Raw genomic sequence first — 24,729 nt, forward strand, 5'->3', positions numbered from 1 at the left:
TTCCGAAACAGCCGCGCCGCGCCGTGACGTTTCGCGGAGAACGCCGGCGGCGTTTTTTTGCCGGAACAAGGCTTGCCAGATGGCGTTACGCACAGTGCCTATCGGCTGTGAGATCGCAGGCGCAGCGTGAGAGGCAATCGATCCATGCCAAGGAGAAGATCATGAAAATGCACCTCACAACCGCTGCCGCGGGCCTGCTTCTTCTGACCGGTATCGGCGCCGCCGCCGCTCAGGACGTCATCATCCAGCCCGAACAGGAAACAGTCATCCGCGAATATGTGCACAAGCAGCCGCTGGCTTCGGTGAAGGTTCCGGGCGTCGAGTTGAACATCGGCAGCACGGTTCCCGATACGGTCGAGCTGCACGAAGTGCCGAACGTCCAATACCGTTACGTGGTCGTCGACAATCGGACGGTGATCGTCGATCCCGGCACGCGCAAGATCGTCCAGGTGCTCGAATAACCGCTAGCGTACCGAAGTTGAATGACCCGCCGCCGGCTTGGGCGGCGGGCCACCAACCGAGTATTATTTTGTTACCATGTGCTAACGGAACCTTCCCCTCGCGTTCGAGTTAGCGGCTCTGGATCTCAGCTGTCTCATCAGCAACACAAATGCATGGCAGCATAAATTCGGGCGGCGGCGAACAGATACGGGCGGGCCGAGGAGGAGTTTTACGAACATGTCGAAACGAGAAATCGGAACATCCCGTTCGCTCGGGATGCGCGTCGCCGATCTCAAAGCCAGGATGCGGGACGCCCGGATCACCGAGCACGAGATGAAGACCTTCCAGAAGGTCGCGGCCATCATGGGGGGCGGCGAGGGCTCCCTACGCATCGAAGCGGACGACCTGATCGCCGCGTCCTTCGTCACCGAGGCGCTGGGCGAGTCGACGGCGACCTGACAGCGGCCACCAGCCGAAGAGCCCCATCGATCCAGTCGACCGCAGCCCCGGCGGCGGTCCGCAGGGCAAACGGACGCCAGACGGCTCCACTTGGCGGGGGATCTCGTCGGCCAGCTCCTGAAACCTGCAGGGCAAGCCCAACGCGCAGCGGCCCCAATGCGCACCGGCTCTGTCAGTGCGCCGGCCGCTGCAGCGCCCGGCTCTCGCGTGCCCGGTTGCGCCTGATCTTGGCCTCGCGCAGCACCGCGACCGGATCGGCCCCGGTCCACTCGATCCCCGCCTTCCTCGCGAAGATCAGGAACGCCTGGCGCGCCTTGTCGAGATCGATCTCGCCGGCCCGCGCCGCCTCGCAGGCGCGCAGCGCCCTTGCGTGGCTTTCGCCCCGCGAAGCCGCCGGCCATTCCTTGAGAAAATTCTGCATCCCGGTGAGCGAGGCGATCTCGCGCTTGAAGCCGGCGCCGACGGCGATCGCGATGGGGGCGCGAAGTTGGATGTCGCTTCTGATGTAACCTTCTTGCATGACTGCGGCGCCCTTTGGATTTCAAAGTGTTGGGGAGTTTCAATGCCTTCCAATGCAGAGCCGATGCGAAGGTTCCGCCACCTCAAATTAGTCGTCGCTGACGGAACAACACCTCGCCGGGGGCGTTTGCCCCGGGAGCTCAATTATTCGACTTGCCGATGTTTCCGCCCCGGGCGGAGGCAGGGCGGAGCTCGCCAATACGCGATCCGGAGGATCGTCGTGAACCAATACGCGATCCGAAGGATCGTCGTGAATCCAACAGGAGAGAAACGATGAAAACCACCCTCATTCCAGCTGTCGCCGGCCTGGCTCTGATGGCCGGCATCGGCATCGCCGCCGCGGACGAGGTGATCGTCACCCCCGAGCAGCAGACCGTGGTCAAGGAATATGTCCACAAGCATCCGATCGCCTCGGTCAACGTGCTCGGCCTCGAGCTCGGCGTCGGCTCGACCGTGCCTGATACGGTTGAGCTGCAGGAGGTGCCGGACGTGCAGTATCGCTATGCCGTGGTCAACGACCACACGGTGTTGATCGATCCCGGCACCCGCCGCGTTGTCCAGGTGATCCAGTAACATCTGGCCGCTGAAGAGCCCGATCCTTGCCCGAGGCTTCGGTGAAGGATCGGGCTCTTCTCGCATCAAGGGAAAGCGCCTAGAATAGCCACCGGTTTGGGAGGCAACGAAGCGGAAGGAGTCGTTGCCATGCATCATCCACACGTCGAATCACCCAGTATCGCCGCCATGGTCGACAAGCTGCTGGCCGAGCACAGGACGGGCCTGCTGTCCATGCAGGAGGCAATTTCGCTGCTGCGGAAGCGCACCGGGACCGACCGCTCTGACGCGGATTTGGCCGGATTGATCACAAAGAAGGCAGCCCATCTCGGCATCGCGGTCGTCACCGACGGCCACTGAGCGAATTTGCCGCCTAAGTCGGTCGAATATGCGTGATACCGAAGACGCCGCGTCAAAATTCCGCTAGTGTTCGCGCCGGGGAACCCGTCCCAACCTTAGGAGGCGACAGTGACGGACGACAGGCACGAACGCATTCGCCAACGCGCGCATGAGATTTGGGAGCAGGCCGGCCGGCCCGAAGGTGCTCACGAAGAGCACTGGAACCAGGCGACCGCCGAGATCGACGCGGCAGGCAAGCCGAAGAAAGCTCCGAAGAAGGCGGCTGTCGCCAACGTCGAGAAGCCGAAAGCCGCCAAGGCGGCAAAGCCCGCCAAGGCCCCCGCCAAGGCAAAGACGGCCAAACCGAAAGCCAAGGCCTGAGCCGTTTGGGCGGTCGTTTGCCGCCAAGCCTCTTTCGATCCGCCGGAAGGTGAGGGCGCGGCCATGTCGCGCCCTGCGACGATTCCTGAGAAGCGTCGCCGATTTGCAATGTATAGCGATCATAATATTAGAAATTGTTAATGTATAGACTTGGCAACGAGAGAGGTTTACTGACTATCCGAACTATCTCTGTGTCATCCCGGCAACACTGAGTCTGTCCCTTCAATATTCCCAATAAAAGTCGGACTTTGGTCGGACCGGCCGCTTGACTCGCCGCGCTTTACCATGCGTTTTTCCGCCCGGGCTTTCAACTTGGGGACTAGGTATGCGGGGCATCAACCGTCTAATTTCGTTTGCGTTTCTGGCCGGAACAGGCGGCTGGGCCATGCCGGCCTTGGCTGACGAACCGCATCCGGTCGAATATGTGCGCGTCTGCGATCAGTACGGCACCAACTACTATTACAGCCCAGGTACCGAAACCTGCATCAATACCCAGACGGGTGAGACGCGTCGCGAAACCGACGGCGGCACGGTCGTCGGTAAGACCGCGCTGGCAAGCAAGGTCGAGGACATCGATCACCGCATCCAGCGTGCCTTCGAGGGTGCCTCGGTAGCGTCGTCGCTGGCCAGCCCGGATCTGAACAAGGGCGAGCATTTCGGCGTCCGCGTCAATTGGGGCAATGCCGGTCAGTCCAACGCTATGGGCATCACCGGAGCGGCGGTGTTGGGCGAGGGGTTCATGCCTGGCGGCAACGGTCGGTTGGCCGGCGCCGCGGGCGTCGCTTTCTCCGGCAAGACGGTCGGCGGCAATGCCGGCCTGCAGTTGACCTGGTAAGAGCGGCCGGGGGCATCATGTTCAGATATCTTCTTGCGCCGGCAATGCTCGGCGCGGCAACGCTCCTTGCGTCGCCATCCGAGGCTGCGGTCGACTATCTCAGGTACTGTCAAGCCTATGGCATCAATTACTATTACAGCCCGGGCACCGAAACCTGCATCAACGCCCAGACTGGCGAGACGAAGCAAACGGTCGATGATGGTGAGGGCGGCACCACGACGGTCACCGGCAAGACGGCATTGGCCGCCCATGTCGACGACATCGACAATCGCATCACCCGCGCCTTCGAGAACGCCTCGATCTCGGCCGCGCTCGCCGCGCCCGATCTCGTGCAGGGCGAGCATTTCGGCCTGCGCGTCAACTGGGGCAATGCCGGCGACGCCAATGCCTTTGGCATCACCGGCGCCGCCGTGCTGAGCGAAGGCTTCCATGGCGGCCGCCTGACCGGCACGCTCGGCATCGCCTTCGCCGGCAGCCAGGTCGGCGGCAATGCAGGGCTGCAGTTCAACTGGTAGGAAGATCGAGAAGAGGGAAGGCGCCGCCGATCGCTAGCGCCCTCCCTGCTTGCTGGCGTATTGCGCGACCGCGCAGAGAAGGGCAAGCGCCGCGGTATCGCAGGCGGCCCGCGAGGGCGACGGGCCCTTGGCGAAAAGCACCGCATCCGCGACAGGAACCGTCAGTCCGTGCTTTCTGGCAAATGAAGTGACTTCGTAGGGCTGGTCCTCGGGCAGTGCGCCGATGTCGATTTGCAGTTGCATCAAACGTGTTCCTCCCTGGTATGCGTCTATTCCCTCCTTCACCCGGCAGGAATTAACGCCCGGCCGCTCGCCCGCGTCCACCAATTGGCGATTGTGTGAAACGATGCATTTGCCGGGGCGATGAGCCGAGGGTTGCAACCGGCCGGTTGAGGGGTCTGCGGCGCGGGCTTCTTCGGTCCCCCCCACGGGAAAAGGGAAGCCCTCACCAGGCATCGCTCGACTTGGCGAACCTCACCCCCGCCGCGATCATCGCGCTTTCGCACTCGCTGATCAGCCTGAGGTTGCGCAGATACCGCGCCATCGTCTCCGGCAGCCAGGCGGCGCAGGATTCGACATAGGCGCGGCCGTGCACAAGCGCGCCGGTCGACAGCCGCTCATCCTTCTCGGCGATCACCTTCAGATATTGCCGGATGAAGCGGATGTCGTCGGCGATGTCCTGGCTGGCCATGCGCCAGGCGCCGGCGAGGCGCTCGCGCTCGGCGAGCGGCAGCGGCGACAGCAAAGGGCGGGAGAGGTCGGCAAAAGCGGCATGGTTCGCGGTGTTCAAGCAGATTCCCTCAAAGGAAGTATCGTACTTTATGTACGAAATTCGATCAAGCAGGGTTCGTACAATTTGAACGATATACGTCGTCTTGGAGTAAAGATCAGGCGATCCGCATCGAAAAGCCTTCGAGCTGCGCGCCGATTTCGCCAAGCGCCCGCCCCAAGACCGACTGAACCATCTCATGTCTGTCCGGCTTCAGCAGGCTCAAGCCCTTCCGCAATGCGTCCCGCCAGGCGTCGCCGCGCTCCCACGCTTCCGCGAAAGCCAGTGCAAGGTCATCCTGTCGGCGCGTCGTATTCAGCGCCTCGACCAGCAGGCCCGCTTGATGGAGGTCCTTCTCCCGCTTCGCCGCCGCGCCTCGCTCGCGGCGGGTCGCCACGATCAGCTTGTGAACGGCGAAGCGTTCGGGCGAGGGGACAAGCACCGGCACGCCGGAGCGATGCAGCAGCACCGTCCTCACCGGGTCGCGGATCAGGAAATCGAGGAAGCGCAGCGGCTGCGCCGAGGCGCCGCCGAGCGAAGGCATCAGGCTGGCGCGGTCGGCATGCTCGTCGCTGCCGCGGTTGGGGGTGAGGAACTCGATCCGGTAGCGCGAGGCGTTCTCGTACTGCGTCGCGCGGCCGGCATCGGTCCGGTGCGGGATTTCGCGAAACGTCGGATCGACTGCCTTCAGCACGTCGATGACCGGCGGCATGCTGTCTTCCACTTCGGCCGAAACGGAATGGAACTGTGCGAAATCGGCATCGCCTGTCTGCAGCGCGGCACCCGGCAATCGCACCCCGAGATGCCCGGCATAGGTCTGGAAAGCGACGGTGCCCACCAGCACCGCGCGCAGCCGGAAGAGCCCCGCCTTTTCCAGCGCCTCGACGACATCGCCGGTGAAGGTCTCGGGTGCGGTCAGGCCGGCATCGCGGACAAGCGTGGAGACCAGCTTGCGGCGGCTCCTGAGATCGCCCTTGATCTCCCTGAAGGCCGCAACCCGACTGGCGATCTCGGGATCCTCGGCCGGACCGACATAACGCCTCTTTTTCTCGGGGCGGGTTTCCTCGAAATACCAGTAGTCGCGGCCCTTCACCGGCACGCGCACGAAATTGCCCGCCGTCGAGAAATCCGTCTCGAAGGAAGCATCGAGGCTGCGCTGCACCAACTCGGCGTAAAGGGTGCGGTAGGCGAGGTCGATGGTCTTCATGGGCGCTGCTATTGTGCGTTATAAGATTCCTGCAATTTTCTTATAACTGCGGCGCTAGGTCGATTGCAAGTTCGTTATAAGAAATTCGTGAAAATCTTATAACCACCGGCATCTCCCCTAGGGGAGATGAGACTCGTGGCCCAACTGGCGTCGCAAAAAACCGCTTCCCCAACCCGGCAAACAGTGCTTTAACGCGCCCATCCACAGGGGTGCTCCGTACGGTCGGGGCTGAGATGGTGGCGGCAAGCCTCCGGACCCTAAAGCTGATCTGGATAATACCAGCGGAGCGAGGCGGGCCATGTTTTCCGGCGCACAGATTTCCCTTTATCCCATGGCCGACGATTTCGTCGGCGTCATCCTCGGCGCGTTGGGCGCGCTCGATCCTTACCGCGACAGGCTGAGGATCGAGACCGACGACATCTCGACGCTGCTGGTCGGGCCGCCCGAAGTGCTGTTCCCGGCGATGCGCGACCTCTTCGTGGCAGCGGCCAAAAGCGGCAGGCATTGCGTGCTGTCGGCCGCCGTCTCGCGCGGCTGCCCCGGCGAGCCGGACGACCCGATCTGCCGTTCCGACGAGATCGGCGGCCCGGCGGTCCCGCTCGACGAGCGCAAACGCGCGGCGCTCGGCGCCGTGCGGTCGACGCCCTCGACCGACCAGCCGGTGGCAGCGCAATTCTCGCTCTATGTGATGGGCACGGGCGATCACATGGACGAGATCTATGGCTGCATCGACTTCCTGAAACAGTCCGGCGTGTTCGACCGTTCCAAGAACTTCTGCACCAGGCTGCGCGGCGACGCCGGCGCGGTGTTCGCCACGCTCAACGAAGCCTTCTGCCACTTCGGACCCGGCGCGGGGCATGTGACCCTCGACATCACCATTTCGGCCAACAGCCCGACCGCGGTTTGAGCGCAAGCTCGAGCTGTCGAGGAGAGTTATCGTGGCTGTTTGGTATGACCTATTGCATGGGGGAGAGGGCCCCATATCTGACCGCCTCTCTGAAGAGGGAGCGCAGCCTTCGGCGATTGGCGAAAGCCGAGGTGAAGGCCAATCTCCCCCCTTGTGGGGGAGATGCCTGGCAAGGCAGAGGGGGGCGCTGTCCCGCCGGCATGTCAGGCGTTCGCAAGCGCAGCCTTCGTCGGATGCTATGGGGCAAGTTTCGCAGGGAGGCGTTCCTTCGCGCCCCCCTCTGTCCTGCCGGACATCTCCCCCACAAGGGGGGAGATTGGCTCTCACGGCGACCTTCGCCAAAATCGCTCCCGCCGCCCTCGCGTTTACGTTGCTGCTCCTCGCTTGGGAGTTCTACGCCCGTCTCGGCGGCATCGCGCCTACCGTGCTTCCGGCGCCCACCCGCGTGCTGGCGCAAGCCTGGCAAAACCGCGCGGCACTTGCCGAAAACACGCTGCCCACCATCCGCGCCACGCTTGCCGGCTTCGCCTGCTCGCTCGCCGCCGCCTTCGTGCTTTCGGCGCTAGTCGACTTCCTGGCCCCGCTGCGCCGCGCGCTGTTTCCGCTGCTGATCGCCAGCCAGACTTTGCCGTTGGTGGCGATCGCGCCGCTGGTGGTCTTGTGGTTCGGCTTCGGCCTCTTGCCGAAGATCCTGCTGGTCGCGCTGGTCACCGTCTTCCCGATGATGGTGGCGCTGGTCGAAGGCTATGCCGCGACAAGCGCCGAAATCAGCCAGATGCTTGCCGCCATGGGGGCAGGGCGCTGGCGCATATTCTGGCTGGCGCGGCTGCCGTCGGCGATGCCCTATTTCTTCACCGGACTGCGCATCTCCATCACCTATGCGGTGGTCGGCGCGATCTTCGCCGAATATGCGGGCGCCGCGAAGGGGCTGGGCATCTACATGCTCAGCGCCAAGAACAACTTTCGGCCCGACCTCGTGCTTGCCGCCGTTGCCGTCAGCTCGACGCTGACGCTGGCGTTGTTTGGTCTGGCTGTTCTCGTCCAGCGCCTCGCCATGCCCTGGGAGAGGGCCGACCGCAAGGCCGATGCCTCCGAGCGCCGGCCATGACCCGGCTCGAGCTCCGCGATGTGCGCAAAAGCTTCGGCGCGCTCGAGGTTCTGGCCGGCGTTTCGCTCGATGTCGGCGCAGGTGAGTTCGTATCGATCCTCGGCCCCTCCGGCGCCGGCAAGTCGACGCTGTTCCAGCTCCTCACGGGCGCGATCCGGGGCGAGGGCGAGATGCGCTTCGACGGCGCGCCGCTCGATGGCGCCCGCTTCGCCTTCATGCCGCAGCGCGACGCGCTGATGCCGTGGCGTCGCGTCATCGACAACGCCACGCTGGGGCTTGAAGTGCAGGGCATGACGCGCCGGGCCGCGCGCGAGCGCGTGGCGCCCTTGTTCGCCGAGTTCGGCCTTGCCGGCTTCGAGCGCGCCTGGCCGGCCGAGCTGTCGGGTGGCATGCGCCAGCGCGCCGCCCTGCTGCGCACCGTGGTGCAGCAGCGCGACATGCTGTTGCTCGACGAGCCTTTCGGCGCGCTCGACGCCCTGACCCGGGCGGCGATGCAGCGCTGGCTCGAAGGCATGTGGCGAAGCCACCACTGGACCGCGCTGCTGATCACCCATGACGTGCGCGAGGCGGTGCTTCTGTCCGACCGCATCTATGTGCTTTCGGCGCGGCCCGCGCGCGTGGTGCGTGAGGTGGCGGTGCCGCTGCCGCGCCCGCGCACCGAAAGCGCCGCGCTCGCCCGCGAGGCGGCCGCGATCGAGGCGGGCATCCTCGACACTTTGCTCGGCGCCGCCGATCCGATTTCCCGACCATCCGATGGAGAACCCCGATGACCGAATTCACCCGCCGCCAGGCGCTGGTCCTGGCCGCCAGCCTGCCCTTTGCCGGGGCCGTCACGCGTGCCCGGGCCGCCGCGCAAAAAATCACCGTCGCGCTCGACTGGACCGTCAACACCAACCATATCGGCCTGTTCGTCGCCCGCGACAAAGGCTTTTACCGCGACGCGGGGCTGGACGTCGAAATCCTGCCCTATGGCGACACCGGCTCGGGCGCGCTGGTCGCCAACCGCGTTGCCGATTTCGGCATTTCGGGGTCGCTCGGCCTGTTCACCCAGAAAAGCGCCGGCGCCGACCTGAAGGCAGTCTATGCCGTCGTCCAGTCGGAAACCGGCCGCGTCGTCTTCAACGCCGACCGCGCCGCCATCAAAAGCCCGAAGAATCTCGACGGCCTGACCTATGGCGGCTTCGGCAGTGCCTGGGAGAACGCGCTGTTGCAGACCATCATCCGCCAGGACGGCGGCAAGGGCGACTTTTCGACCGTGACGCTGGGCACCTCGGCTTACGAGGCGCTGGCCAATGGCGCGGTCGATTTCACGCTGGAAGTCTCGACCTGGGAAGGCGTCGAGGCCGAGCTGAAAGGCCTCAAGCAGCGCAGCTTCCGCTACGCCGATTACGGCGTGCCGGACGAGCACACGACGCTGATCGTTTCCAGCAACGCCTTCCTCGCCACCAATCCAAAGGCCGCCGCCGCCTTCGTCCAGGCGACGCGGGCCGGCTATGCCTTCGCCGTCGACCACGCGAATGAGGCAGGCGAGCTGCTGGTCGCCGCCAACCAGGACACGCTCACCAACCCGGCGCTGATCGATGCATCGCTGAAGGCGCTCAACGACGGCCATTTCCTGAAAAGTGCGGCCGGCGCCATCGGCACCATGGACAAGGCCAAGATGGAAGCGATGGGCGGGTATTTGTTTGCCTCGGGGATATTGCTGGATGGCAACGGCAAGGCGCTGAAGGACAAACCGGATCTGGCGGCGTATTTCACGAACGAGTTTCTGGTGGGGTAGGCGCCAAGCGCCGAGGGAACACGACTTTGCGCCGGAACCTTGCCGGGAATCCGGTGCGGAGCCTAATTCTCGACGATGGCGCGAAGGAGCGCGGTTTTGATGTGCCACCCAGCTTCGCCTTGCAGCAACAGGGCGGCCTCATAGAATTTCGCCATGGCCGGACACAGGCCTGGAAAGTCCTGGTTGGCGTTTGAGATAGCCTCCATCTCGGCCGGCGTGCCGCCGATTTTTGTGAAAACGTCGGCGACCAGCGACCAATCCTGATCGCTGGGCACAGCCGCCGGCAGGCGGCTTCTTTTGGCGGCGCCGTAGGCGCGGAACAGCGTGCCGCCGATTCTGTCCAGGTCAGCCAGGAAATCGTGGCCGGGCGCGCTGATCGCGTCCGGCCCGTTGCGCAGGTAATTGTTGCAGGTGGCCGGCGTTTCGCGCGCCATGACATGATTGAGCATGTCAAGCTGCGCCGAAAGCACTTCCGAAGCATTGCTGTCGGGGGTCGTGGGCAGGAGCGGCGCGTATCTATGCCTGAGATCGGCGACCGCCTGCCTGCTGATATTGCGCACTTCTGTTTGGTTTCCAGCCTGGGCCGCGGCAGTATCTTACGCAGCATCGCATCGTAGTCGTCCGGAAATTCCCGGGCGATGGCCTCGAAGATCCCGAGATTCTGCTTCCGGATCTCGGCATCGATGTCGGCGGTGGTCAGCGCCCGGGGCGGCATCGCCACAGACTGATAGTGGTGATGTCCGCCGCCGAACATCGTTGGCATCACGTCAGCCCCAACGATGCTCACGGGGATGACCGCCACCACTTGCAACCATTTCCAAGGTGACATTCGCCGGCCCTCCCGATCCCCGTTCAATTTCCCCCGAGGGTCAGCGCCTTCTTGCGGTCGGCCTCGGCGCGTTTCAAATCGCCCTTGGCTGCCCAAGCCAGGCTTCGGGCGGTGTAAGCATCTGCATATCTGGGGTAAAGCTTGATGGCTTGATTGAAGCTGGTGATTGCCCCGTCCTGGTCGCCCGCTCGCGCCCGCAGAAGGCCTCTGCCGTAGTAGCCGCCGGGGCTGTTCCGGTCGATCTGGATAGCCGTCTCAAAGTCGGCCTGGGCTTGCTTCAAGTCGCCTTTGACTACCCACAAAATTCCACGATCGACATGCACCTTGGCAACGTTCGGATCGAGTTCGATGGCCTTGCCATAGTCTGCGATCGCGCCATCGTAATCCCCGATGATCATTCGGCTGATGCCTCGACCATGAAAGTTCGAGGCATAGGTGGAATCGAACTCGATCGCCTTGCCGAAATCGTCGATGGCACGTTTATGGTCGTTCTTGGCTGTCCAAGCGAAAGCGCGAGCGGAATAATAGCTGCTGTTCTTTGGCTCGATCGCGATCGCGCTGCCATAGTCCGTTATGGCCCGATCGTAATTGTCCTTCTGCCCCCACGCGAGACCGCGATACCCAAAAGCCTCGGCGTTGTGGGGATCGAGCGCTATCGCATGGTCGAATTTCGCGATTGCAAGATCGTATTGACCCTTGTTGTATAGGGCTATGCCGCTCTTGGTGTCGTCGTCCACCGCCGCCGCGTCGGCAGTCGTTGACTTGTATGAAGCCTTCGCCGCGGCCGCATCGTCGCGCTCCTTGCGGGCATTGGTGTAGTTTGGATCGAGACGCAAGGTTTCATCGAAATCCGCGATGGCGCGGTCGTATTGCTTCTTCCTGTTCCAGCAGAATCCGCGGTTGAACCATGCTTCGGCATTCGTTGGCTTCAGTCCGATCGCCTTTGTCGAATCGGCGATGATGCCCTCGCAATCGTGCTTTACGGCTCGGGCTCGACTGCGCAGCACATAGGCGTCGACATTGTTCGGTTGCAACGAAATGATGGTGGTCAGATCCGCGATGGCGCGGTCGATCTTGCCCCTCTGTCGCCAGATGAGAGAACGATAGAAATAGCTGTCGGTAGACTTGGGATCGAGCTCTATTGCCTTGTTGTGGTCGGCCAACGCCCGGTCGGAATCGCCCTTCAGCGTATAGGTGAAGCCGCGCAAGGTATGGGCGCGGGCATTGGATGGGTCGGCGGCGATCGCAATGCCGTACTGCTCGAGGGCGCGGTCGAGTTGGTTTTGAGTGCGCCAGATATCGCCCGCTTCGATAGCGTCTTCCGCTGTCTTGTTCCGAAGCCGGCCGGTTGGTTGCGAGGCTGCGACCTTGCCTTTCGCCGCCAGTGCCAGTTCCCGGCCCTTGTGGGCAAGGCTCATCTTCGGATCGAGCTTCAGCGCCTGGTCGAAATCGGCGATCGCCCGGTCGTAGTCGCCCTTGGCGGCAAAGGCGCCGCCGCGCCCGAAATAGGCCTGAGCGTCATTGGCGTCGAGTTCGATCGCCCGGCTCAAATCGGCGATGGCGCGATCCGGTTGGTTCTTTTTGGTCCACGCGACGGAGCGACCGATGTAAGCGTCCGAATAGTCGGGGTAGAGTCCGATGACCTTGTTGTAGTCCTTGATCGCCGCGTCGTACTTGCCTTTGTCGACAAGCGCGATGGCCCGTCCGACATAGGGTGAGGCATCTTGCGGATCGATCGCCATCGCCTTGTTGAATTCGGCGATCGCACGATCATATTTGCCCTTGTGGTAGAACGCATAGCCGCGATCGACGAAAGCCGCGAGTTCCTTCGAGGATGGCATGATCGAATTACCGCCCATGCCGCCTTTCTGCTGCGCGGCCGTGGCCGCCTTGCGCGCGGCGGCGTAGTTTGGATTGTGCGGGTCTAGTTTGGCCGCCTGGTCGAAGTCGGCAATGGCATCGGCGTAGTTTTTGGCGTCGACCTGCGCCATGCCGCGTCCATAATAGCTGGCGGCGTCTTTCGGATCGATCTTGATCGCCGATGAAAAGGCCTCGATCGCCCGCTTCGGGTCTCCGGTGCCGTACCAGGCCGCTCCAGTACAGAAGAAGGCGCGGCTTGCTTTCGGGTCGAGCCTGATAGCTTTGATGCAATCGTCAAGCGCGCCGTCCGCGTCGCCCGCCGCGCCCTTGGCCAGACCACGGCGCGTAAGCGGCGCGGCGACGTCGGGAATAATGGCGATGGCCTTGTCGAAATCGGCGATGGCGCGGGCAAAATCCTTCTTACCATCAAAGGCCTTGCCTCGTCCGAAATAGGCGAGCGGGCTCTCGGGATCGATCGCGATGGCCTCTTCATAGGCCTCAATCGCTTCGTCATAGTTTTCTTCGTGCAAGAGGCTGTCGCCCTTGGCCACCGCGACCAGGACGCGGGGATCGCTGGTGTCGATAAGCTTCGCCAACTTCGGATCGGCAGGCGAAAGATCGTCACTCGCACCTGGCTCGGCCGAAGCCGCGGTGTCAGCCGGAGCGACAACGGCGTCCGCCGCCTTCGACTGCTCCAAGTCCTGCGCCTGTTCAGCTTTGTCCTCATCGCCGGCAGCCTGCTCGTCGCAGCTTCCCGATCGCGCGGGATCCAGCTCCACGGCGCGCCGGCAATCCTCCGCCGCGCCGGCCTTGTCGCCCTTGAGCGTCCTGGCGCGGCTGCGGCCGAGATAGGCGTCGGCATTTTTGGGATCGAGGCCGATTGCCTTGTCGAAATCGAGCAGCGCGCCGTCGACGCCGTATTTCGCCAGCCGCGCGCCGGCGCGTTCGACCAGTATCCTGGCGGCGGCCTGATCCTGGGCAGCCTGGTCCTGTGTCGTGGCGGCCGCAACGGTTTGCCGGCCGGCCATGAGCGCGGCGCAGGCGCCGGCGCGTTGCGGGTCGAGTTCGACAGCGCGCCGGCAGTCGCTCGCGGCAAGGGTGTCATCCCCGTTTGCGGCCGCTGCCGCCGCCCTGTCGTAAACAGCGTCGGCGTTATCGGGGTCCTCTGCGATGGCCATGCTGAAGGAATTGATCGCCCCTGCAAGGTCGCCCTGTTGCTGCAGCTCCAGCCCTCGTCTGATCTCCCCGGCAGCAAGTTTTGAACGAACTTCCTTGCCGGTGGCCTCCAACTGCTTGGCCAAAGAGGAAAGATCCGGCTTGGACGCCGTTTCCGCCACAGGCACCTCGGCGTCGGCTGGCCCCGAATCGCAACTGCCAATCTTCTTCGGATCGAGCGCGATGGCTTTGCGGCAGTCGGCCGCGGCGCCGGCACTGTCGCCTTTGCGTGATCGCATCAGCGACCGGCCGAGCCACGCCCTGGCCCCGGTTGCATCGAGCGCGATCGCCTTGTCGAAATCGGCAAGGGCGCGATCGTCGTTGTCCTTGCTCGCCCAGGCGACGGCTCGGGCGTAGTAGCCGTCGACCATCCCCGCGTCGAGCTCGATCGCCTTGTTGGCATCGACGATGGCGCGCGCCCAGTCGCTCTTGCCGATCCAGGCGGCGCTACGGTTGGCATAGGCATCGGCGCTCCTGGGATCCACGGCCAGCGCGGCGTCGTAATCGGCAATGGCGCGGTCGAACTCGTCCTTGGCGGCGTAGGCGAGGCCGCGATTGACCAGCGCGATGAAATCGCCCGGATCGATGCGGATCGCCTTGTCATATTCCGCAATCGCCTTGTCGCGTTCGCCCGTCTTGCTCCAGGCGGTGCCGAGGCCCGTATGGGCGTCACCGTTTTGCGGATCGGCCTCGATCGCCTGCTGGAAATCGAGCATGGCCGCGTCGATCTTGCCCTTGCGAAGGAAGGCCGAGCCGCGGCTGGAAAAGGCGTCGCTGGCGGACGGTTCGAGGCTGATGACGATGTTGAAGTCCGCGATCGCGCGGTCGTAATCGCCCTTGTTGGACCAGTCGGTGCCGCGGTTGAACAGCGCCGAGGTCGCCTTTGGATCGAGCGCGATCGCCTGGTTGTAATCGGCAATCGCGCCGTCCCAATCCTCCTTGTCGTCCCGGGCGGAGCCCCGATAGAAATAGGCCTTGATCCGCTGGCGCTGCGCTTGCGTATCGTCTTCGGCAATCGCCGTGCAGGCGGCGATGCGCTGATCGACCGCGGCCTGGTCGACATTCGCTTCCTTTTGGTCACTGCCCTGACCGCCGCTTTCGTCGCCGAAGCAAAGGGCATAGTCCCCAGCAACGGCGGACGCGGGCGCGGCGAGCGCGCAAAGCACCGTCAGCCCTGCCAACGCCAGCCCATGTGAGAGCACGGCGACGAATATGCGCGAGACCGCGCCGGCACGGCGAGACATGGTTTGAACCTCCCCCCGGAGTTGCCGCGACCGCGGCTGCAATTCCTATATAGTTCTGTCTTTGTTCCAAAATGCAAGCAGAAATTGTAGCGACCGCCGAAGTCGGTCTCCCGTCGAGGGGATCCACCCTCACATATCGATTATCGACCTTCTCACCCGGCCGATGATGGTGATCGCGCCCTCCAGTTCCGGCGGGGGGATATCCAGGTAGGAAGCCGGCTGGAACGGCGGGTTGTCGTTCGGGCGATAGCGTTTGTAGGTGGCCCGTCCCGTCTCGTCCGAGATCACATAGCAGCCATTGGTCACCAGCCGCTTGTCGCGCAAATTTACGAAGATGATCGAATCCGGCGGCGAGATCTTGTTCATCGACGGGCCGTCGACGCGCAGCGCGATCCATTCGCCTTCCTCGAGGTCGGCGGTGGGGATCGTCGGATAGTCGGAGAGGTTGACCACGCTGTCCTGGCTGCCGAGCTCGCCGGCGCTGATCCACGACACGATCGGCACGTCTATGGTGACGGGCGAGGGGATGAGATTGACCGGCGCCGCTTCGGCGCCATCGCCCCCCAAACTGCCATTGAACAGCAGCCAGCCGGGGTCGACGCCGAACAACCGGCCGTATTTCTCGGCGGCTTTCCGCGACAGCGGCCGGTTGCCGTTCTCATGGCTGATGAGGGTGTTCTTGTTGATGTCGCGCAGCGCCCGCGCGGCATCGCTGGGCGAGGCATAGCCGGCCTGGGCGCGCGCCTGCTGCAATCTGTGCCGTGAATCCATCATCGTACAAAATGCCTGAAATTTATCGTCCAAACTGTACGATTTAGCTTGCGCGTAATTCGTACATAACGTACGCTTAGCGCATGAATGAGCATCCCGCAAGCCTTTCCGCATTACCGGTGATTCCGGCGCAGCCCACGAGCATCCCGGGACTGCCCACCAATATCTCGGGGCTTATCGACCGCTGGGGCAGCATCGGCGCTTTCGCCGCCGAGGTCGGCTGCGGCTACGAGGCGGCGCGTCAGATGCGCCGGCGCGGCCGCATCGCGCCGCAACACTGGCCGCATGTGGTGGCGGCGAGCCGACGGCTGGGCATTGCCGGCGTCAGCTACGAATGGCTGGCCGGCCGCGCGGCCATGCAACGCGCGGCCGTCATGCGAGGGGAGGCGGCATGAACGCGCTGCCCTCACCATTGGAATTCCAATCGTCCGGACTGTCTTCCTCCCCGGTCCGGGCGCATTCCGGGGCGCTTGCCCCGGATCCGGTCGAACCGCCCGCACCCCGGTTCACCGGAACGGCCGGAGCCGTTCCTCCCCCGGCTCCGGCCCCCAATCCGGGCATAAGCTGCATCCGCACCGAGGACGGCACCGTCATCCTGTTCGACCGCGCGTCGGGCCGGGCGGTGTCGGGCCTGACGCGGGCGGCGGCTGAAGCCAGGCTTCGCGAGCTGGAAGGGGCAGCACGCCCCGCCTGATCCCGACCTTTTCCGAACCCCACCGACGGCCTCGTGGCCGAACCCTGGCGCTTGGGCCGAGCCCGGCGCTTCCCAAGCCCACGCCCCTAGCAATCGACGGAATGAGAAGATGGCAGCCGCCTATACCGAAAAGGAAATCGACGAGATCGCCGCCTGGCTGAAGGAGGGGCTTTCGGCCTCGCGCATCGCCGGCCGCTTCAGCGCGCTGCGCGGCGCCCCGGTCTCGCGCAACGCCATCATCGGCATCGTCCACCGCAATGCCGGCTTGCGCGCCATCGGCTTCGCCAACCCGAAGGGCGGCCGCGCCGGCGGCAGGCCGAGGAAGCATGCCCGGCCGGATCGTCCAGGAAGGCGAGGCAGGACGGTGATTGGAGGGCTCTCCGAGCCGGCCGCGCTTTCCAGATTCGCCGAGTTCGTGGAAGGCGCCGGCGGCGCAACCGCCAATCTCCCCCCTAGCGGGGGAGATGTCCGGCAGGACAGAGGGGGGCGCTGTCCCGCCGACCTGTCCGCCTATGGCATCACCACACAGACGGCCCCCACCACCGCCCGCGCTCCCAAAAAACCCAAACCCCGCAGCCGGCGCGCACCTTGCCGCCGTCCTGGCTTGCGCCGGGCGAGCGCCAGAAATCCGAAGCCCATCTCTACAAGCTCCTCGCGCCGCCGCCGGCGAAAAACCCCGGCCGCCAGCCGCATGTCGCGGCCATGCGCTTCCTCGACTGCCTGTTCGGCCGCTGCCGCGCCCCGCTCGACCTCGCGCTGCGCGAGGATGCCGAAGCCGATCCGCTCGGCGCGCGCCCGGGTCCGGACATGCTCTGCTGCGGCCTGCCGACGTCGGCGACGCGCTCCTACTGCGCGCACCACCACGCCAGGTTTCACGGCCATCGCGGGAGGGGGATGTGATGGGCGGGAGACCGGAGCTGCCAATCTCCCCCCTTGTGGGGGAGATGCCCGGTAGGGCAGAGGGGGGCGCGAAGGAACGCGACGTCTCAGAACTGCCTTTCGCTATGGTTTGTTGTGGTGGGGTAAGGATCCCAAACGCCGATAGGCTGGCGGGACAGCGCCCCCCTCTGTCCTGCCGGACATCTCCCCCACAAGGGGGAGATTGGCCAATCGCCAATGCCCCGCCACCGAGCCCACCCCATGAGCGGCACGATCTGGTCGAAATTCTTCTGGTCGGACTGGGAGTCCGATCCGAACCTGCGGCTGTGCTCGCTCGCGGCGCAGGGCCTTTGGATGCGCATGCTGTGCATTGCCGCCGCGCACGAGCCCATCGGCTATGTCGCGATCGCCGGCAAGGGGCTGGAGGAGACGGCCCTTGCCCGCCTTGCCGGCTGTGCGGAGGGGGAGCTTGGCGCGCTGCTTTCCGAACTGGAAGGCAACCGCGTCTTCTCGCGCGATCGCCACGGCCGCATCTATTCCCGACGCATGATCGCCGACGCCCGCAAGGCGCGCGCGGCGCGCAAGAACGGCTTGAAGGGCGGCAACCCAAGCCTTTCGAAGGAAAGGGCTTTTTCGCCCCCGGATAAGCGGCGGGCAAGGGCCGGGGATAAGGCGGGCGATAAGCCCCAGAGTCCAGACTTCCAGAGTCCACAATCCATCGATCCATCAAAAGAAAACGCCCCGGCGTTTTCTTCCTCCGCTTCGCGGAACAGGAATGGAAAAGCAGTTTCGGATTGCCCGGCCGCGCCCGGACAAAAATGGCGTGGGCGCAAAACCCATGTCGATGCCGCCAACGCAATCATCGAGGAGATCAATGACTGCAGCCGAATTGCAGCAGGCGGCGAAGGCGCTAGCCGCGATGTTTTCCTGCTTCCCGCAGTCCGCGCTGGCTGACGCCGAGATGCAGCTGCGCGGCTATCTGGCCGCCGTGCAGGATGCCGAGCTTCAAGACGTCGAGGCCGCGATCCGGCGCTTCATTCGCGGCGAGGCCAAGATGGCCAACGCCCAGTTCTGCCCGTCGAGCGCCCAGCTTTCCATCGAAGTGCGCGAGAGGCGGCTGATGCGGGAGCTGACGGCGAAGCGGAGTGTCCAGCTAGGCGCCAGTTCCTCGCCCCCGCAATGCGGGGGAGAGGTGGCGCGGCGAAGCCGCGACGGAGAGGGGGACGCCCTCCGCGAAATCAAAGCCGGCTGAGAACCCGGCACCTCGCATCACACGCGAAGCCGAACGAGAACACCCACCGTACGCCATTGGCTTCGCGGAGGGCGTCCCCCCTCTCCGTCCGCTTCGCGGCCACCTCTCCCCCGCGTTGCGGGGGCGAGGAACCCAAGTTCTGCAACGTCCCACCCCACAAAGGACCGCACCCATGCCCCGCAAGCCCTCAAAGAAACCCCAACCCCCAAAGCTTCCCAAGGGCGAGGCCGCGCAGGTGCGCATCCGCCGCGAGGTCGGCCATGACTTCGCCCTCAAGCAGGACGCCTTCGGCCGCCAGCGGCTGACCGCTGGCACGGCCGAGGCGCGCCGCGTCTACGAAGTGTCGAACGGCGGCTACACCTCCACCGGCGGCATCGTGCGCCTGCGCAATGTCGACCCGCTCACCGGCATCACCTCGCTGACGCGCCAGCAGCGCGAGGCCGGCCAGCGCTTTCGCGACGATTTCGAGCGCGCCGCCCGGCACGGCCTGCAGCCGCAATCCTGGAGCGAACGCGTTGACGCCAGCCGCGTCGGCGGCGGCGTCCCCGACCGCGTCCTCTCAGCCGGCCGGGCGCATGCCCATGCAGCCGCCGCGCTCGCCCATTGGGAGGTGGCGGAGGTGGTGCGCAAGACTTGCCTCGAAGGCCAGTCGGTGAAGGCCATCGCCGAGCGTAGCGGCGAGGGAAGGGATGTAGTGGTGAAGCTGCTGAAGGTCGGGCTGGATTTGTTGGCGGTGCACTACGGGATGATGGGGAGGAAGGCGGGGTGAAGGTGGCCTAGTATATGTCACTCAAGGCGTTATTGTTTACCCCATGAACGACGAAACTGAGCAACTGCTTGCTTACCTAACTGCAGACCCAACTGGTCAGCTGCACGATGGCCTAGGCTTAGTCGACAGATACCTCGAAGCTGTCGAACGACAACATGCTTTGATGTTCGATGCGTGGCGGCAGAAGAGATACAAACGCGCGTTGGTAGAGTTGCACTTTTTTCTAATCGCTATCGACAGAGTGAAGGATGGAATTGTCTTAGCGTCAAATGTCTTGGGCGCCGAAATGGCTAGCCATGTTGGGGCTTTGGATCTCTCAGCATACAAGAGAGCAAGGGGTCATTTCGAGCATATTGAAGATCGGCTCTACGGCTCGCGAAAGAACGCACTGAAGAAGATCGAAGAAGCTGGGAACGAACGCACCATTCACTACGGCCTGTCTGCCGAAGACAAAAGCTTCCGATGGAGTGATCAGAAAATTGATGTCTCGGAAGAGTTTCTAAGTAGCTTTCTTTCTTGGGCGGCTGAGGCGAAAGCGATAGCCAATCGCTCCATTTAAACGTGAGGTGAAGCAGGCAGCGCGCAAGAGTCGTTCCCACGATTTTGCACTATTCCAACTTATCGCCCGCAGGCCCCTCCCACCCAAACACACTCCTTCCACCCAGCAGATGCGACTGCTCCATCTCCCCTGCCACAATCTCCTTCAAGCTCGGCCCGGTCACATACCGCTCCATCCGGCGCGACTCCCCATCCAGCCTTCGCAGCGCCTCCAGCTCCTCGCCGCGCCCGAGCTTGGCCTTTCCCACCGCTGATTTCAGCACGGAGATCGTCTCGTCATAGACTTTCAGCGGCACGGGGAAGGGGTGGCGGTCCTTGCCGCCGTGGGCGAGCGAGAAGCGTGCCGGGTCGGAGAAGCGGTAGGGCGCGCCGTGCACCACTTCCGAGACCATGGCCAAAGCCCGCACCGTGCGCGGGCCGACGCCGGGGACGAGCAGCAGCTCGGGGAAATCCTTGGGGCCGCTTTCGATGGCCGAGGCGATGTTGCCGTGCAGGCGGCGCATGACGATGTCGCTCTCGCGCACGTCGTGATGCGCGGGCATGATGAGGTTAGGCAGCATCGGCTGCGCGGCCGGTTCAGGCTCGGGCCGCGGCTCCAGCACGGCAAGCTCGTTCAGGATCTTTTCCGGGCTCATGGTCTTGAGCAACTCGACCTGGCTGCCGCGGGCTTTTTCGGCGCGCCGGTCGGTCAGGTTGACGATCTCGCCCTGGCGCTCGCCTTCGATTGCGGCATGCGGCTGGTCGACGAAGCTGGTCAAGCCTTCCGACAGCCAGTGATAGCGGCGCGCCTGGCGGGCATCGCCGTTCATGCCCTGCTGCACCACCACCCAGCGCCCGTCATCGGCGACGATGAAGCCGTGCAGATAGAGGTCGTAGCCGTCCTGCACGGCGGCGCTGTCCACCTTGGCGACCAGCCGGCTGGCGGTGGCAAGCGCATCGCCGTCCAGGCCGACATGCTCGCCGATGGCCAGCAATTCGCCCGGCGTCTTGCGCGAATGCGCGCCGCGCCCGCCGCAGACATGGATGCCGAGCTCGCCGGCCATCGGGTTCAGCCCGCGCTTCAGCGCGCCGATGACGGAAGTGGTGATGCCGGAGGAATGCCAGTCCATGCCCATCACGGCGCCGAAGGACTGGAACCAGAAGGGATGCGCCAGCCGCCGCAAAAGCTCGTCGCGGCCGTAATGGTGGATGATCGCCTCGCACAGCACCGCGCCGAGCTTGGTCATGCGCTCGCCCAGCCATTTCGGGACCCGCCCGCCATGCAGCGGCAGGTCGGCGCTGCCGCTTCGCTGCGTCACGTGATTCTCCTGGATGCCGGTGATTTAGATGGCATTTTGGCGGGGATTTGCAAGGCGCTGCGCGAAGCTGGCGAAAGAGGCCCAAACCATCTTCGTCATCCTTGGGCTTGACCCAAGGATCCATGCCGTGACGTGGGCCGAGGAATGCCACGGATCAGAATTCTGCGCCGTGGCAGCACTGCACGGATCCTAGGGTCTGCGCGCGTCGCTTCGCTCCTTGCTCCGCCCTAGGATGACGACCGCGAAGCGCGGCCACGCTTGCGTCTGGTCAATGCCGCTTCTGCCGTGCGCCAGTCGCCCACCGCCTAGTACTTGTAATAGTACCCGTGGTGATGCCTGTGGTGGTGCCTGTGATGGTGCCTGTAGTGGTGCCGGTAGTAATACCTGTGGTGCCGGTAGTAGCTGGGATAATAGTCGTCGTAGTAGCGCGGGCCGTAGTAGCGGCCGCCATAGTCGTAGAACGGACCGCCATACATCGGACCGCCGTAGAACGGAGAGCCGCCGAACGGACCGAAACCGAGACCGAGGAAGCCGTGCGCATCCGCCGGCGCTACCGTGGACGCCGCCGACGCGACTGCGATCACCGAAGCAAGTAGAAGTTTTTTCATGGCAACCTCCTCCTGAAGGCTGATTATCGGGTAACGCGCGGCGGGAGGCCTATGTTCCCGATCGCTAATATTTCCCGGAGTATCGAGGAGGAGAAAGCCGCCGCCAGCGGCCTGGAGCGTTGCCACGGCGCGGCGACCAGAGGTTCTACCCGGTATTGCCCAGGGTCGACGCCATTGCTGTCGCGTCCGGCCCATCTCCCCACACGGGAGTTGGGCCGGTGCTGCGGGTCAGCGCTCGCAGATACGGATCTTTTCAATGACGCGGTGATGATGTCGCCAGTGCTTCACGATCCTGACCCGGCAATTGTCGTCATACCGGTTGTGATACCGAACCACGTAACGACGATGGTATGGGGTGTAGTAGTCGTCGTCATAGACGTGCCGGTAATACCGGTGATGGCGATAATATGGGCTGTAGTCATCGTTGTAGTAGTCGTCATCATAGCCCGGACCGATGCCGATACCGAGTTGCACGCCGCCGGCGCTGGCCGGCGCGATCGCAAACGCCGAGGCGATGGCGATCATCGAAGCAAGCAGAAGCTTTTTCATCGCTGCCTCCTTGAGTTTCAAGGCCCCTTCGGCAAGACAACGATTTCGCGCGGTCCATGTTCCCGGCGAGTTGCCAGGGTTGGCAGCCCGGACAGGGCATGGGCAGGACCAAGGCGGCGAATCCAGCGCCTTACTTCGTCCCCGCAACTTCATGAACCCGGATATTTATTAGAGCAGCTGCAACCGACCGGGCTTCGGCGCGTTGCACGCCGGCGAAGTATCTGGGATCATTGCCGGACAGACGGCATGGAGGCTCGATGGTGGCGGCCAATCGCGGGAACGGGGCGTCGGAGCCGAGGCTGGAAGGCCTGCTCGCAGCGTCCAGGGGCCATCCGCGCACGGCGCTGCCGACTGTGGCGAGCGTGGTGGTCACGGTGGCCGCGCTCTATTTCGGGCGCGAGGTGTTCCTGCCGATCGCCGTCGCGCTTCTGTTGACCTTCGCCATCGCGCCTGTCGTGTCCTCCCTGAAGCGCGCGGGGGTTCCGCGCATCGCGGCTGTCATCGCCAGCGTCGCCGGCGCCTTCGCCGCCCTTTCGCTGTTCTCCTTCGTCGTCGCCACCCAGGTCAGCGACCTCGCCCAGAACATCCCCCTCTACCAGATCAACATCCTGACCAAGGTCCGCGCGCTGAAGGAAAACGGCCTCGGCGGCGGCATCATCTCGCGCCTCGGCGGTGTCATCGAGCGCGTCGGCCAGGAGATCGACCGCCAGGAGCCGCAGTTGCCCTCGGCCGCCCAGGCGCCGAAGCGCGAGCCGATCCCGGTCGAGGTCGTCGCGCATGAAAAGCCGCTCGAGGTGCTGCAGAACCTGATCGGCCCGCTGCTCAGCCCGCTCGGCTCCGCCGGCCTCGTCATCATCGTCGTCATTTTCATGCTGATGGAGCGCGAGGACCTGCGCGACCGCTTCATCCGGCTGGTCGGCTATGGCGACCTCCATCGTACCACGCAGGCGCTGCAGGATGCCGGCAAGCGCGTCGGCCAGTATCTGCTGATGCAACTGGTGGTCAACATCATCTACGCCGTGCCCATCACCATCGGGCTCTGGGTGCTCGGCATCCCCAACGCGCTGCTTTGGGGCCTGCTGGCGCTGGCACTGCGCTTCGTGCCCTATATCGGCCCGATCATCGGCGCGCTGCTGCCGCTGTTCCTCGCCTTGGCCGTGGCGCCCGGCTGGTCGCTGCTGTTGTGGACCGCCGCGCTGTTCGTCGTCGTGGAGCTCGTCACCGGCAATGTCATCGAGCCGTGGCTCTATGGCTCGCATACGGGCTTGTCGCCGCTGGCCATCATCGTGGCCGCGATCTTCTGGACCTGGCTGTGGGGGCCGATCGGCCTGGTGCTGTCGACGCCGCTCACCGTCTGCCTGGTGGTGCTCGGCCGGCACGTGCCGCAGTTCGAGTTCCTCGACGTGCTGTTCGGCAACGAGCCGGTGCTGGAGCCGCATGCCAGGCTCTACCAGCGGCTCCTGGCCGGCGACCCGGACGAGGCGACCGACCATGCCGAGGAGATGCTGGAGGATAAGTATCTGTTCGAATTCTACGGCAAGGTGGCGATTCCCGCGCTGCTGCTCGGCGAGCAGGACCGGGAGCGCGGCGTCATGGATGACGCGCAGCGCCGGCAGCTTGCCGACAGCGCCTTGACGCTGGTCGCCAATCTCGACGACAGCGCCCAGCAGGAGGCTGAGGAGGAAGAGAGCGAGCAGGCGGCCGCTGCCGATGAGAAAGCAACCGACAGCAAGGCTGGCGAGAAAAACAAGGCTAGCGAGAAAAACAAGGCTAGCGAGAAAAACCCTGGCGAAGCCAAGCCTGCCGAGGTGGAGGAAGAGGAGGTCGATCTGCCCGACGGCTCGGGGATCGCAGTGCTCTGCGCCGGCGGGCGCGGCGAGCTCGACGACGCCGCCGCCGCGATGCTGGCCCAGGTGCTGGAAGTGCAGGGCGCTTCGGTGTCGAAGGCGAGCTTTACCGAACTCGAGCCATTGGCGATCCGCCGCCTCGACCTCGAAGCCATCGATGCCGTCGTGATCGGCTTCCTCAACCGCCAATCCACCCGGCACGCGCGCTTCATGGTTCGTCGGCTGAAGCGCCTCAAAGCGAAGCTTCGAGTGGGCATCGTTTTCTGGTCGGAAGTCGGCAATGGCGACGTCGAGGCCGCGGCAGAACTGGCTGCCACTCTAAACGCCGACTTCGTGGCATTCGGCATGGTCGACGCGGTGACCGGAGCGCTTTCCAAAAAGGCGGCCGTCACGCTCAAGGCCGGCCATCGGCGCAGACAGCCGGCGCGCCGCAAGCAGCTGCAGGCCGCGGAGTGAAGGCGGAGCGCTCGCCAGTGGCGTAACGGATCGGCAAAACGGTGGGGAAAAGAAAAACTCGCCGGGCCAACCCTGATGCCCAAAGCCC

Annotated in this window: 30 protein-coding genes and 1 riboswitch; of the genes, 19 read left to right on the forward strand and 11 right to left on the reverse strand. The window is 64.4% G+C overall.

Annotated features, from left to right (window positions below; genetic code table 11):
- Positions 1 to 161 precede the first annotated feature (161 nt).
- On the forward strand, positions 162 to 461 hold the full coding sequence (locus tag EJ068_RS28070; protein ID WP_127252103.1) for a DUF1236 domain-containing protein: 300 nt from the start codon (positions 162 to 164) through the stop codon (positions 459 to 461).
- A gap of 217 nt (positions 462 to 678) precedes the next feature.
- Entirely contained in the window at positions 679 to 900 is a 222-nt protein-coding gene (locus tag EJ068_RS28075) for a hypothetical protein (RefSeq protein WP_126083401.1), read from the forward strand.
- 172 nt (positions 901 to 1,072) lie between these two features.
- Here the strand turns inward: EJ068_RS28075 and EJ068_RS28080 are convergent, their stop codons facing one another.
- Complete coding sequence (locus tag EJ068_RS28080; RefSeq protein WP_126083400.1) at positions 1,073 to 1,420, reverse strand: DUF982 domain-containing protein; 348 nt, start codon at positions 1,418 to 1,420, stop codon at positions 1,073 to 1,075.
- Between the two features lie 272 nt (positions 1,421 to 1,692).
- Here EJ068_RS28080 and EJ068_RS28085 point away from each other — a divergent pair, with 272 nt between their 5' ends.
- The 5 genes from EJ068_RS28085 to EJ068_RS28105 all read left to right on the forward strand — a co-directional run bounded on the left by EJ068_RS28085 (position 1,693) and on the right by EJ068_RS28105 (position 4,041).
- Positions 1,693 to 1,992, forward strand: coding sequence for a DUF1236 domain-containing protein (locus EJ068_RS28085; protein ID WP_126083399.1), 300 nt, complete (start codon positions 1,693 to 1,695; stop codon positions 1,990 to 1,992).
- A 129-nt stretch (positions 1,993 to 2,121) separates the two neighbouring features.
- Positions 2,122 to 2,331 carry a hypothetical protein gene (locus tag EJ068_RS28090; RefSeq protein ID WP_126083398.1) on the forward strand — a complete coding sequence of 70 codons (210 nt, stop codon included), beginning with the start codon at positions 2,122 to 2,124 and terminating at the stop codon, positions 2,329 to 2,331.
- Between the two features lie 108 nt (positions 2,332 to 2,439).
- Positions 2,440 to 2,691: a DUF2934 domain-containing protein gene (locus tag EJ068_RS28095; protein ID WP_127252102.1), complete on the forward strand. Its 252-nt coding sequence runs from the start codon at positions 2,440 to 2,442 to the stop codon at positions 2,689 to 2,691.
- Between the two features lie 385 nt (positions 2,692 to 3,076).
- Complete coding sequence (locus tag EJ068_RS28100; protein WP_245463257.1) at positions 3,077 to 3,526, forward strand: porin; 450 nt, start codon at positions 3,077 to 3,079, stop codon at positions 3,524 to 3,526.
- Positions 3,527 to 3,543: 17 nt separating this feature from the next.
- Positions 3,544 to 4,041, forward strand: coding sequence for a porin (locus tag EJ068_RS28105; RefSeq protein WP_127252100.1), 498 nt, complete (start codon positions 3,544 to 3,546; stop codon positions 4,039 to 4,041).
- A gap of 33 nt (positions 4,042 to 4,074) precedes the next feature.
- On the opposite strand, the gene EJ068_RS28110 is transcribed toward EJ068_RS28105, so the two are convergent.
- The 3 genes from EJ068_RS28110 to EJ068_RS28120 all read right to left on the reverse strand — a co-directional run bounded on the left by EJ068_RS28110 (position 4,075) and on the right by EJ068_RS28120 (position 6,017).
- Complete coding sequence (locus EJ068_RS28110; protein WP_126083394.1) at positions 4,075 to 4,284, reverse strand: hypothetical protein; 210 nt, start codon at positions 4,282 to 4,284, stop codon at positions 4,075 to 4,077.
- 202 nt (positions 4,285 to 4,486) lie between these two features.
- A complete protein-coding gene (locus EJ068_RS28115) occupies positions 4,487 to 4,831 on the reverse strand; it encodes a hypothetical protein (protein ID WP_127252099.1) in 345 nt (114 codons plus the stop codon).
- 97 nt (positions 4,832 to 4,928) lie between these two features.
- Positions 4,929 to 6,017, reverse strand: coding sequence for a GSU2403 family nucleotidyltransferase fold protein (locus tag EJ068_RS28120; RefSeq protein ID WP_127252098.1), 1,089 nt, complete (start codon positions 6,015 to 6,017; stop codon positions 4,929 to 4,931).
- Positions 6,018 to 6,212: 195 nt separating this feature from the next.
- Positions 6,213 to 6,325, forward strand: a riboswitch (TPP riboswitch).
- On the opposite strand from EJ068_RS28120, the gene EJ068_RS28125 reads away from it, so the two are divergent.
- From EJ068_RS28125 to EJ068_RS28140, 4 genes are all read left to right on the forward strand, one after another.
- Positions 6,316 to 6,924 carry a YkoF family thiamine/hydroxymethylpyrimidine-binding protein gene (locus EJ068_RS28125; RefSeq protein WP_127252097.1) on the forward strand — a complete coding sequence of 203 codons (609 nt, stop codon included), beginning with the start codon at positions 6,316 to 6,318 and terminating at the stop codon, positions 6,922 to 6,924. (Overlaps the previous riboswitch by 10 nt.)
- A 238-nt stretch (positions 6,925 to 7,162) precedes the next feature.
- The gene (locus EJ068_RS28130) at positions 7,163 to 8,032 is read left to right on the forward strand and encodes an ABC transporter permease (protein WP_127252096.1); all 870 of its coding nucleotides are present in this window, start codon (positions 7,163 to 7,165) and stop codon (positions 8,030 to 8,032) included.
- Positions 8,029 to 8,802: an ABC transporter ATP-binding protein gene (locus EJ068_RS28135; protein ID WP_127386001.1), complete on the forward strand. Its 774-nt coding sequence runs from the start codon at positions 8,029 to 8,031 to the stop codon at positions 8,800 to 8,802. Before EJ068_RS28130 ends, EJ068_RS28135 begins: the two co-directional genes overlap by 4 nt.
- Positions 8,799 to 9,812 (forward strand): ABC transporter substrate-binding protein, encoded by a 1,014-nt coding sequence (locus EJ068_RS28140; RefSeq protein ID WP_127253587.1) that lies wholly within the window; start codon positions 8,799 to 8,801, stop codon positions 9,810 to 9,812. Before EJ068_RS28135 ends, EJ068_RS28140 begins: the two co-directional genes overlap by 4 nt.
- A gap of 62 nt (positions 9,813 to 9,874) precedes the next feature.
- On the opposite strand, the gene EJ068_RS33515 is transcribed toward EJ068_RS28140, so the two are convergent.
- From EJ068_RS33515 to EJ068_RS28155, 3 genes are all read right to left on the reverse strand, one after another.
- A complete protein-coding gene (locus EJ068_RS33515) occupies positions 9,875 to 10,372 on the reverse strand; it encodes a hypothetical protein (protein ID WP_245463258.1) in 498 nt (165 codons plus the stop codon).
- Positions 10,373 to 10,664: 292 nt separating this feature from the next.
- Positions 10,665 to 14,960: a tetratricopeptide repeat protein gene (locus EJ068_RS28150; protein WP_128314755.1), complete on the reverse strand. Its 4,296-nt coding sequence runs from the start codon at positions 14,958 to 14,960 to the stop codon at positions 10,665 to 10,667.
- 129 nt (positions 14,961 to 15,089) lie between these two features.
- On the reverse strand, positions 15,090 to 15,734 hold the full coding sequence (locus EJ068_RS28155) for a S24 family peptidase (RefSeq protein WP_127386417.1): 645 nt from the start codon (positions 15,732 to 15,734) through the stop codon (positions 15,090 to 15,092).
- Between the two features lie 80 nt (positions 15,735 to 15,814).
- Here EJ068_RS28155 and EJ068_RS28160 point away from each other — a divergent pair, with 80 nt between their 5' ends.
- Both EJ068_RS28160 and EJ068_RS28165 read left to right on the forward strand, forming a co-directional pair.
- Positions 15,815 to 16,126: a hypothetical protein gene (locus EJ068_RS28160; protein ID WP_245463259.1), complete on the forward strand. Its 312-nt coding sequence runs from the start codon at positions 15,815 to 15,817 to the stop codon at positions 16,124 to 16,126.
- Positions 16,123 to 16,425, forward strand: coding sequence for a hypothetical protein (locus EJ068_RS28165; RefSeq protein ID WP_126083384.1), 303 nt, complete (start codon positions 16,123 to 16,125; stop codon positions 16,423 to 16,425). Before EJ068_RS28160 ends, EJ068_RS28165 begins: the two co-directional genes overlap by 4 nt.
- Before the next feature lie 120 nt (positions 16,426 to 16,545).
- Here the strand turns inward: EJ068_RS28165 and EJ068_RS33930 are convergent, their stop codons facing one another.
- Positions 16,546 to 16,701, reverse strand: a complete 156-nt coding sequence (locus tag EJ068_RS33930; RefSeq protein WP_189512573.1) for a hypothetical protein — start codon at positions 16,699 to 16,701, stop codon at positions 16,546 to 16,548.
- Between the two features lie 312 nt (positions 16,702 to 17,013).
- On the opposite strand from EJ068_RS33930, the gene EJ068_RS28175 reads away from it, so the two are divergent.
- The 5 genes from EJ068_RS28175 to EJ068_RS28195 all read left to right on the forward strand — a co-directional run bounded on the left by EJ068_RS28175 (position 17,014) and on the right by EJ068_RS28195 (position 19,884).
- Positions 17,014 to 17,325: a hypothetical protein gene (locus tag EJ068_RS28175; RefSeq protein WP_245463517.1), complete on the forward strand. Its 312-nt coding sequence runs from the start codon at positions 17,014 to 17,016 to the stop codon at positions 17,323 to 17,325.
- Between the two features lie 240 nt (positions 17,326 to 17,565).
- Positions 17,566 to 18,258, forward strand: coding sequence for a hypothetical protein (locus EJ068_RS28180; RefSeq protein ID WP_128315896.1), 693 nt, complete (start codon positions 17,566 to 17,568; stop codon positions 18,256 to 18,258).
- Positions 18,179 to 18,556, forward strand: a complete 378-nt coding sequence (locus EJ068_RS28185) for a hypothetical protein (RefSeq protein WP_126083381.1) — start codon at positions 18,179 to 18,181, stop codon at positions 18,554 to 18,556. Before EJ068_RS28180 ends, EJ068_RS28185 begins: the two co-directional genes overlap by 80 nt.
- 172 nt (positions 18,557 to 18,728) lie before the next feature.
- Positions 18,729 to 19,325 (forward strand): DUF6456 domain-containing protein, encoded by a 597-nt coding sequence (locus tag EJ068_RS28190; protein WP_129554942.1) that lies wholly within the window; start codon positions 18,729 to 18,731, stop codon positions 19,323 to 19,325.
- 43 nt (positions 19,326 to 19,368) lie between these two features.
- Complete coding sequence (locus EJ068_RS28195) at positions 19,369 to 19,884, forward strand: hypothetical protein (RefSeq protein WP_127252650.1); 516 nt, start codon at positions 19,369 to 19,371, stop codon at positions 19,882 to 19,884.
- Positions 19,885 to 19,933: 49 nt separating this feature from the next.
- Here the strand turns inward: EJ068_RS28195 and EJ068_RS28200 are convergent, their stop codons facing one another.
- The 3 genes from EJ068_RS28200 to EJ068_RS28210 all read right to left on the reverse strand — a co-directional run bounded on the left by EJ068_RS28200 (position 19,934) and on the right by EJ068_RS28210 (position 22,338).
- Entirely contained in the window at positions 19,934 to 21,181 is a 1,248-nt protein-coding gene (locus EJ068_RS28200; protein ID WP_127252651.1) for a DUF763 domain-containing protein, read from the reverse strand.
- A 305-nt stretch (positions 21,182 to 21,486) separates the two neighbouring features.
- Entirely contained in the window at positions 21,487 to 21,789 is a 303-nt protein-coding gene (locus EJ068_RS28205; protein WP_128298335.1) for a hypothetical protein, read from the reverse strand.
- 228 nt (positions 21,790 to 22,017) lie between these two features.
- The gene (locus EJ068_RS28210) at positions 22,018 to 22,338 is read right to left on the reverse strand and encodes a hypothetical protein (protein WP_126083376.1); all 321 of its coding nucleotides are present in this window, start codon (positions 22,336 to 22,338) and stop codon (positions 22,018 to 22,020) included.
- Between the two features lie 260 nt (positions 22,339 to 22,598).
- Between EJ068_RS28210 and EJ068_RS28215 the strand changes: the two genes are divergently transcribed.
- The gene (locus EJ068_RS28215) at positions 22,599 to 24,641 is read left to right on the forward strand and encodes an AI-2E family transporter (protein ID WP_245463495.1); all 2,043 of its coding nucleotides are present in this window, start codon (positions 22,599 to 22,601) and stop codon (positions 24,639 to 24,641) included.
- The last annotated feature ends 88 nt before the right edge of the window (positions 24,642 to 24,729 follow it).

This window comes from Mesorhizobium sp. M2A.F.Ca.ET.043.02.1.1 (genome assembly GCF_003952405.1).
Classification (GTDB): Bacteria; Pseudomonadota; Alphaproteobacteria; order Rhizobiales; family Rhizobiaceae; genus Mesorhizobium.

Coding starts and splice junctions, on each gene's coding strand:
- EJ068_RS28070 (WP_127252103.1), top strand. CDS start 162: ATGAAAATGCACCTCACAACCGCTGCCGCGGGCCTGCTTCTTCTGACC.
- EJ068_RS28075 (WP_126083401.1), top strand. CDS start 679: ATGTCGAAACGAGAAATCGGAACATCCCGTTCGCTCGGGATGCGCGTC.
- EJ068_RS28080 (WP_126083400.1), bottom strand. CDS start 1,420: ATGCAAGAAGGTTACATCAGAAGCGACATCCAACTTCGCGCCCCCATC.
- EJ068_RS28085 (WP_126083399.1), top strand. CDS start 1,693: ATGAAAACCACCCTCATTCCAGCTGTCGCCGGCCTGGCTCTGATGGCC.
- EJ068_RS28090 (WP_126083398.1), top strand. CDS start 2,122: ATGCATCATCCACACGTCGAATCACCCAGTATCGCCGCCATGGTCGAC.
- EJ068_RS28100 (WP_245463257.1), top strand. CDS start 3,077: ATGCCGGCCTTGGCTGACGAACCGCATCCGGTCGAATATGTGCGCGTC.
- EJ068_RS28105 (WP_127252100.1), top strand. CDS start 3,544: ATGTTCAGATATCTTCTTGCGCCGGCAATGCTCGGCGCGGCAACGCTC.
- EJ068_RS28110 (WP_126083394.1), bottom strand. CDS start 4,284: ATGCAACTGCAAATCGACATCGGCGCACTGCCCGAGGACCAGCCCTAC.
- EJ068_RS28120 (WP_127252098.1), bottom strand. CDS start 6,017: ATGAAGACCATCGACCTCGCCTACCGCACCCTTTACGCCGAGTTGGTG.
- EJ068_RS28125 (WP_127252097.1), top strand. CDS start 6,316: ATGTTTTCCGGCGCACAGATTTCCCTTTATCCCATGGCCGACGATTTC.
- EJ068_RS28130 (WP_127252096.1), top strand. CDS start 7,163: ATGGGGCAAGTTTCGCAGGGAGGCGTTCCTTCGCGCCCCCCTCTGTCC.
- EJ068_RS28135 (WP_127386001.1), top strand. CDS start 8,029: ATGACCCGGCTCGAGCTCCGCGATGTGCGCAAAAGCTTCGGCGCGCTC.
- EJ068_RS28140 (WP_127253587.1), top strand. CDS start 8,799: ATGACCGAATTCACCCGCCGCCAGGCGCTGGTCCTGGCCGCCAGCCTG.
- EJ068_RS28150 (WP_128314755.1), bottom strand. CDS start 14,960: ATGTCTCGCCGTGCCGGCGCGGTCTCGCGCATATTCGTCGCCGTGCTC.
- EJ068_RS28155 (WP_127386417.1), bottom strand. CDS start 15,734: ATGATGGATTCACGGCACAGATTGCAGCAGGCGCGCGCCCAGGCCGGC.
- EJ068_RS28160 (WP_245463259.1), top strand. CDS start 15,815: ATGAATGAGCATCCCGCAAGCCTTTCCGCATTACCGGTGATTCCGGCG.
- EJ068_RS28165 (WP_126083384.1), top strand. CDS start 16,123: ATGAACGCGCTGCCCTCACCATTGGAATTCCAATCGTCCGGACTGTCT.
- EJ068_RS33930 (WP_189512573.1), bottom strand. CDS start 16,701: ATGGCGCGCAAGCCGGCATTGCGGTGGACGATGCCGATGATGGCGTTG.
- EJ068_RS28180 (WP_128315896.1), top strand. CDS start 17,566: ATGAGCGGCACGATCTGGTCGAAATTCTTCTGGTCGGACTGGGAGTCC.
- EJ068_RS28185 (WP_126083381.1), top strand. CDS start 18,179: ATGACTGCAGCCGAATTGCAGCAGGCGGCGAAGGCGCTAGCCGCGATG.
- EJ068_RS28190 (WP_129554942.1), top strand. CDS start 18,729: ATGCCCCGCAAGCCCTCAAAGAAACCCCAACCCCCAAAGCTTCCCAAG.
- EJ068_RS28195 (WP_127252650.1), top strand. CDS start 19,369: ATGAACGACGAAACTGAGCAACTGCTTGCTTACCTAACTGCAGACCCA.
- EJ068_RS28205 (WP_128298335.1), bottom strand. CDS start 21,789: ATGAAAAAACTTCTACTTGCTTCGGTGATCGCAGTCGCGTCGGCGGCG.
- EJ068_RS28210 (WP_126083376.1), bottom strand. CDS start 22,338: ATGAAAAAGCTTCTGCTTGCTTCGATGATCGCCATCGCCTCGGCGTTT.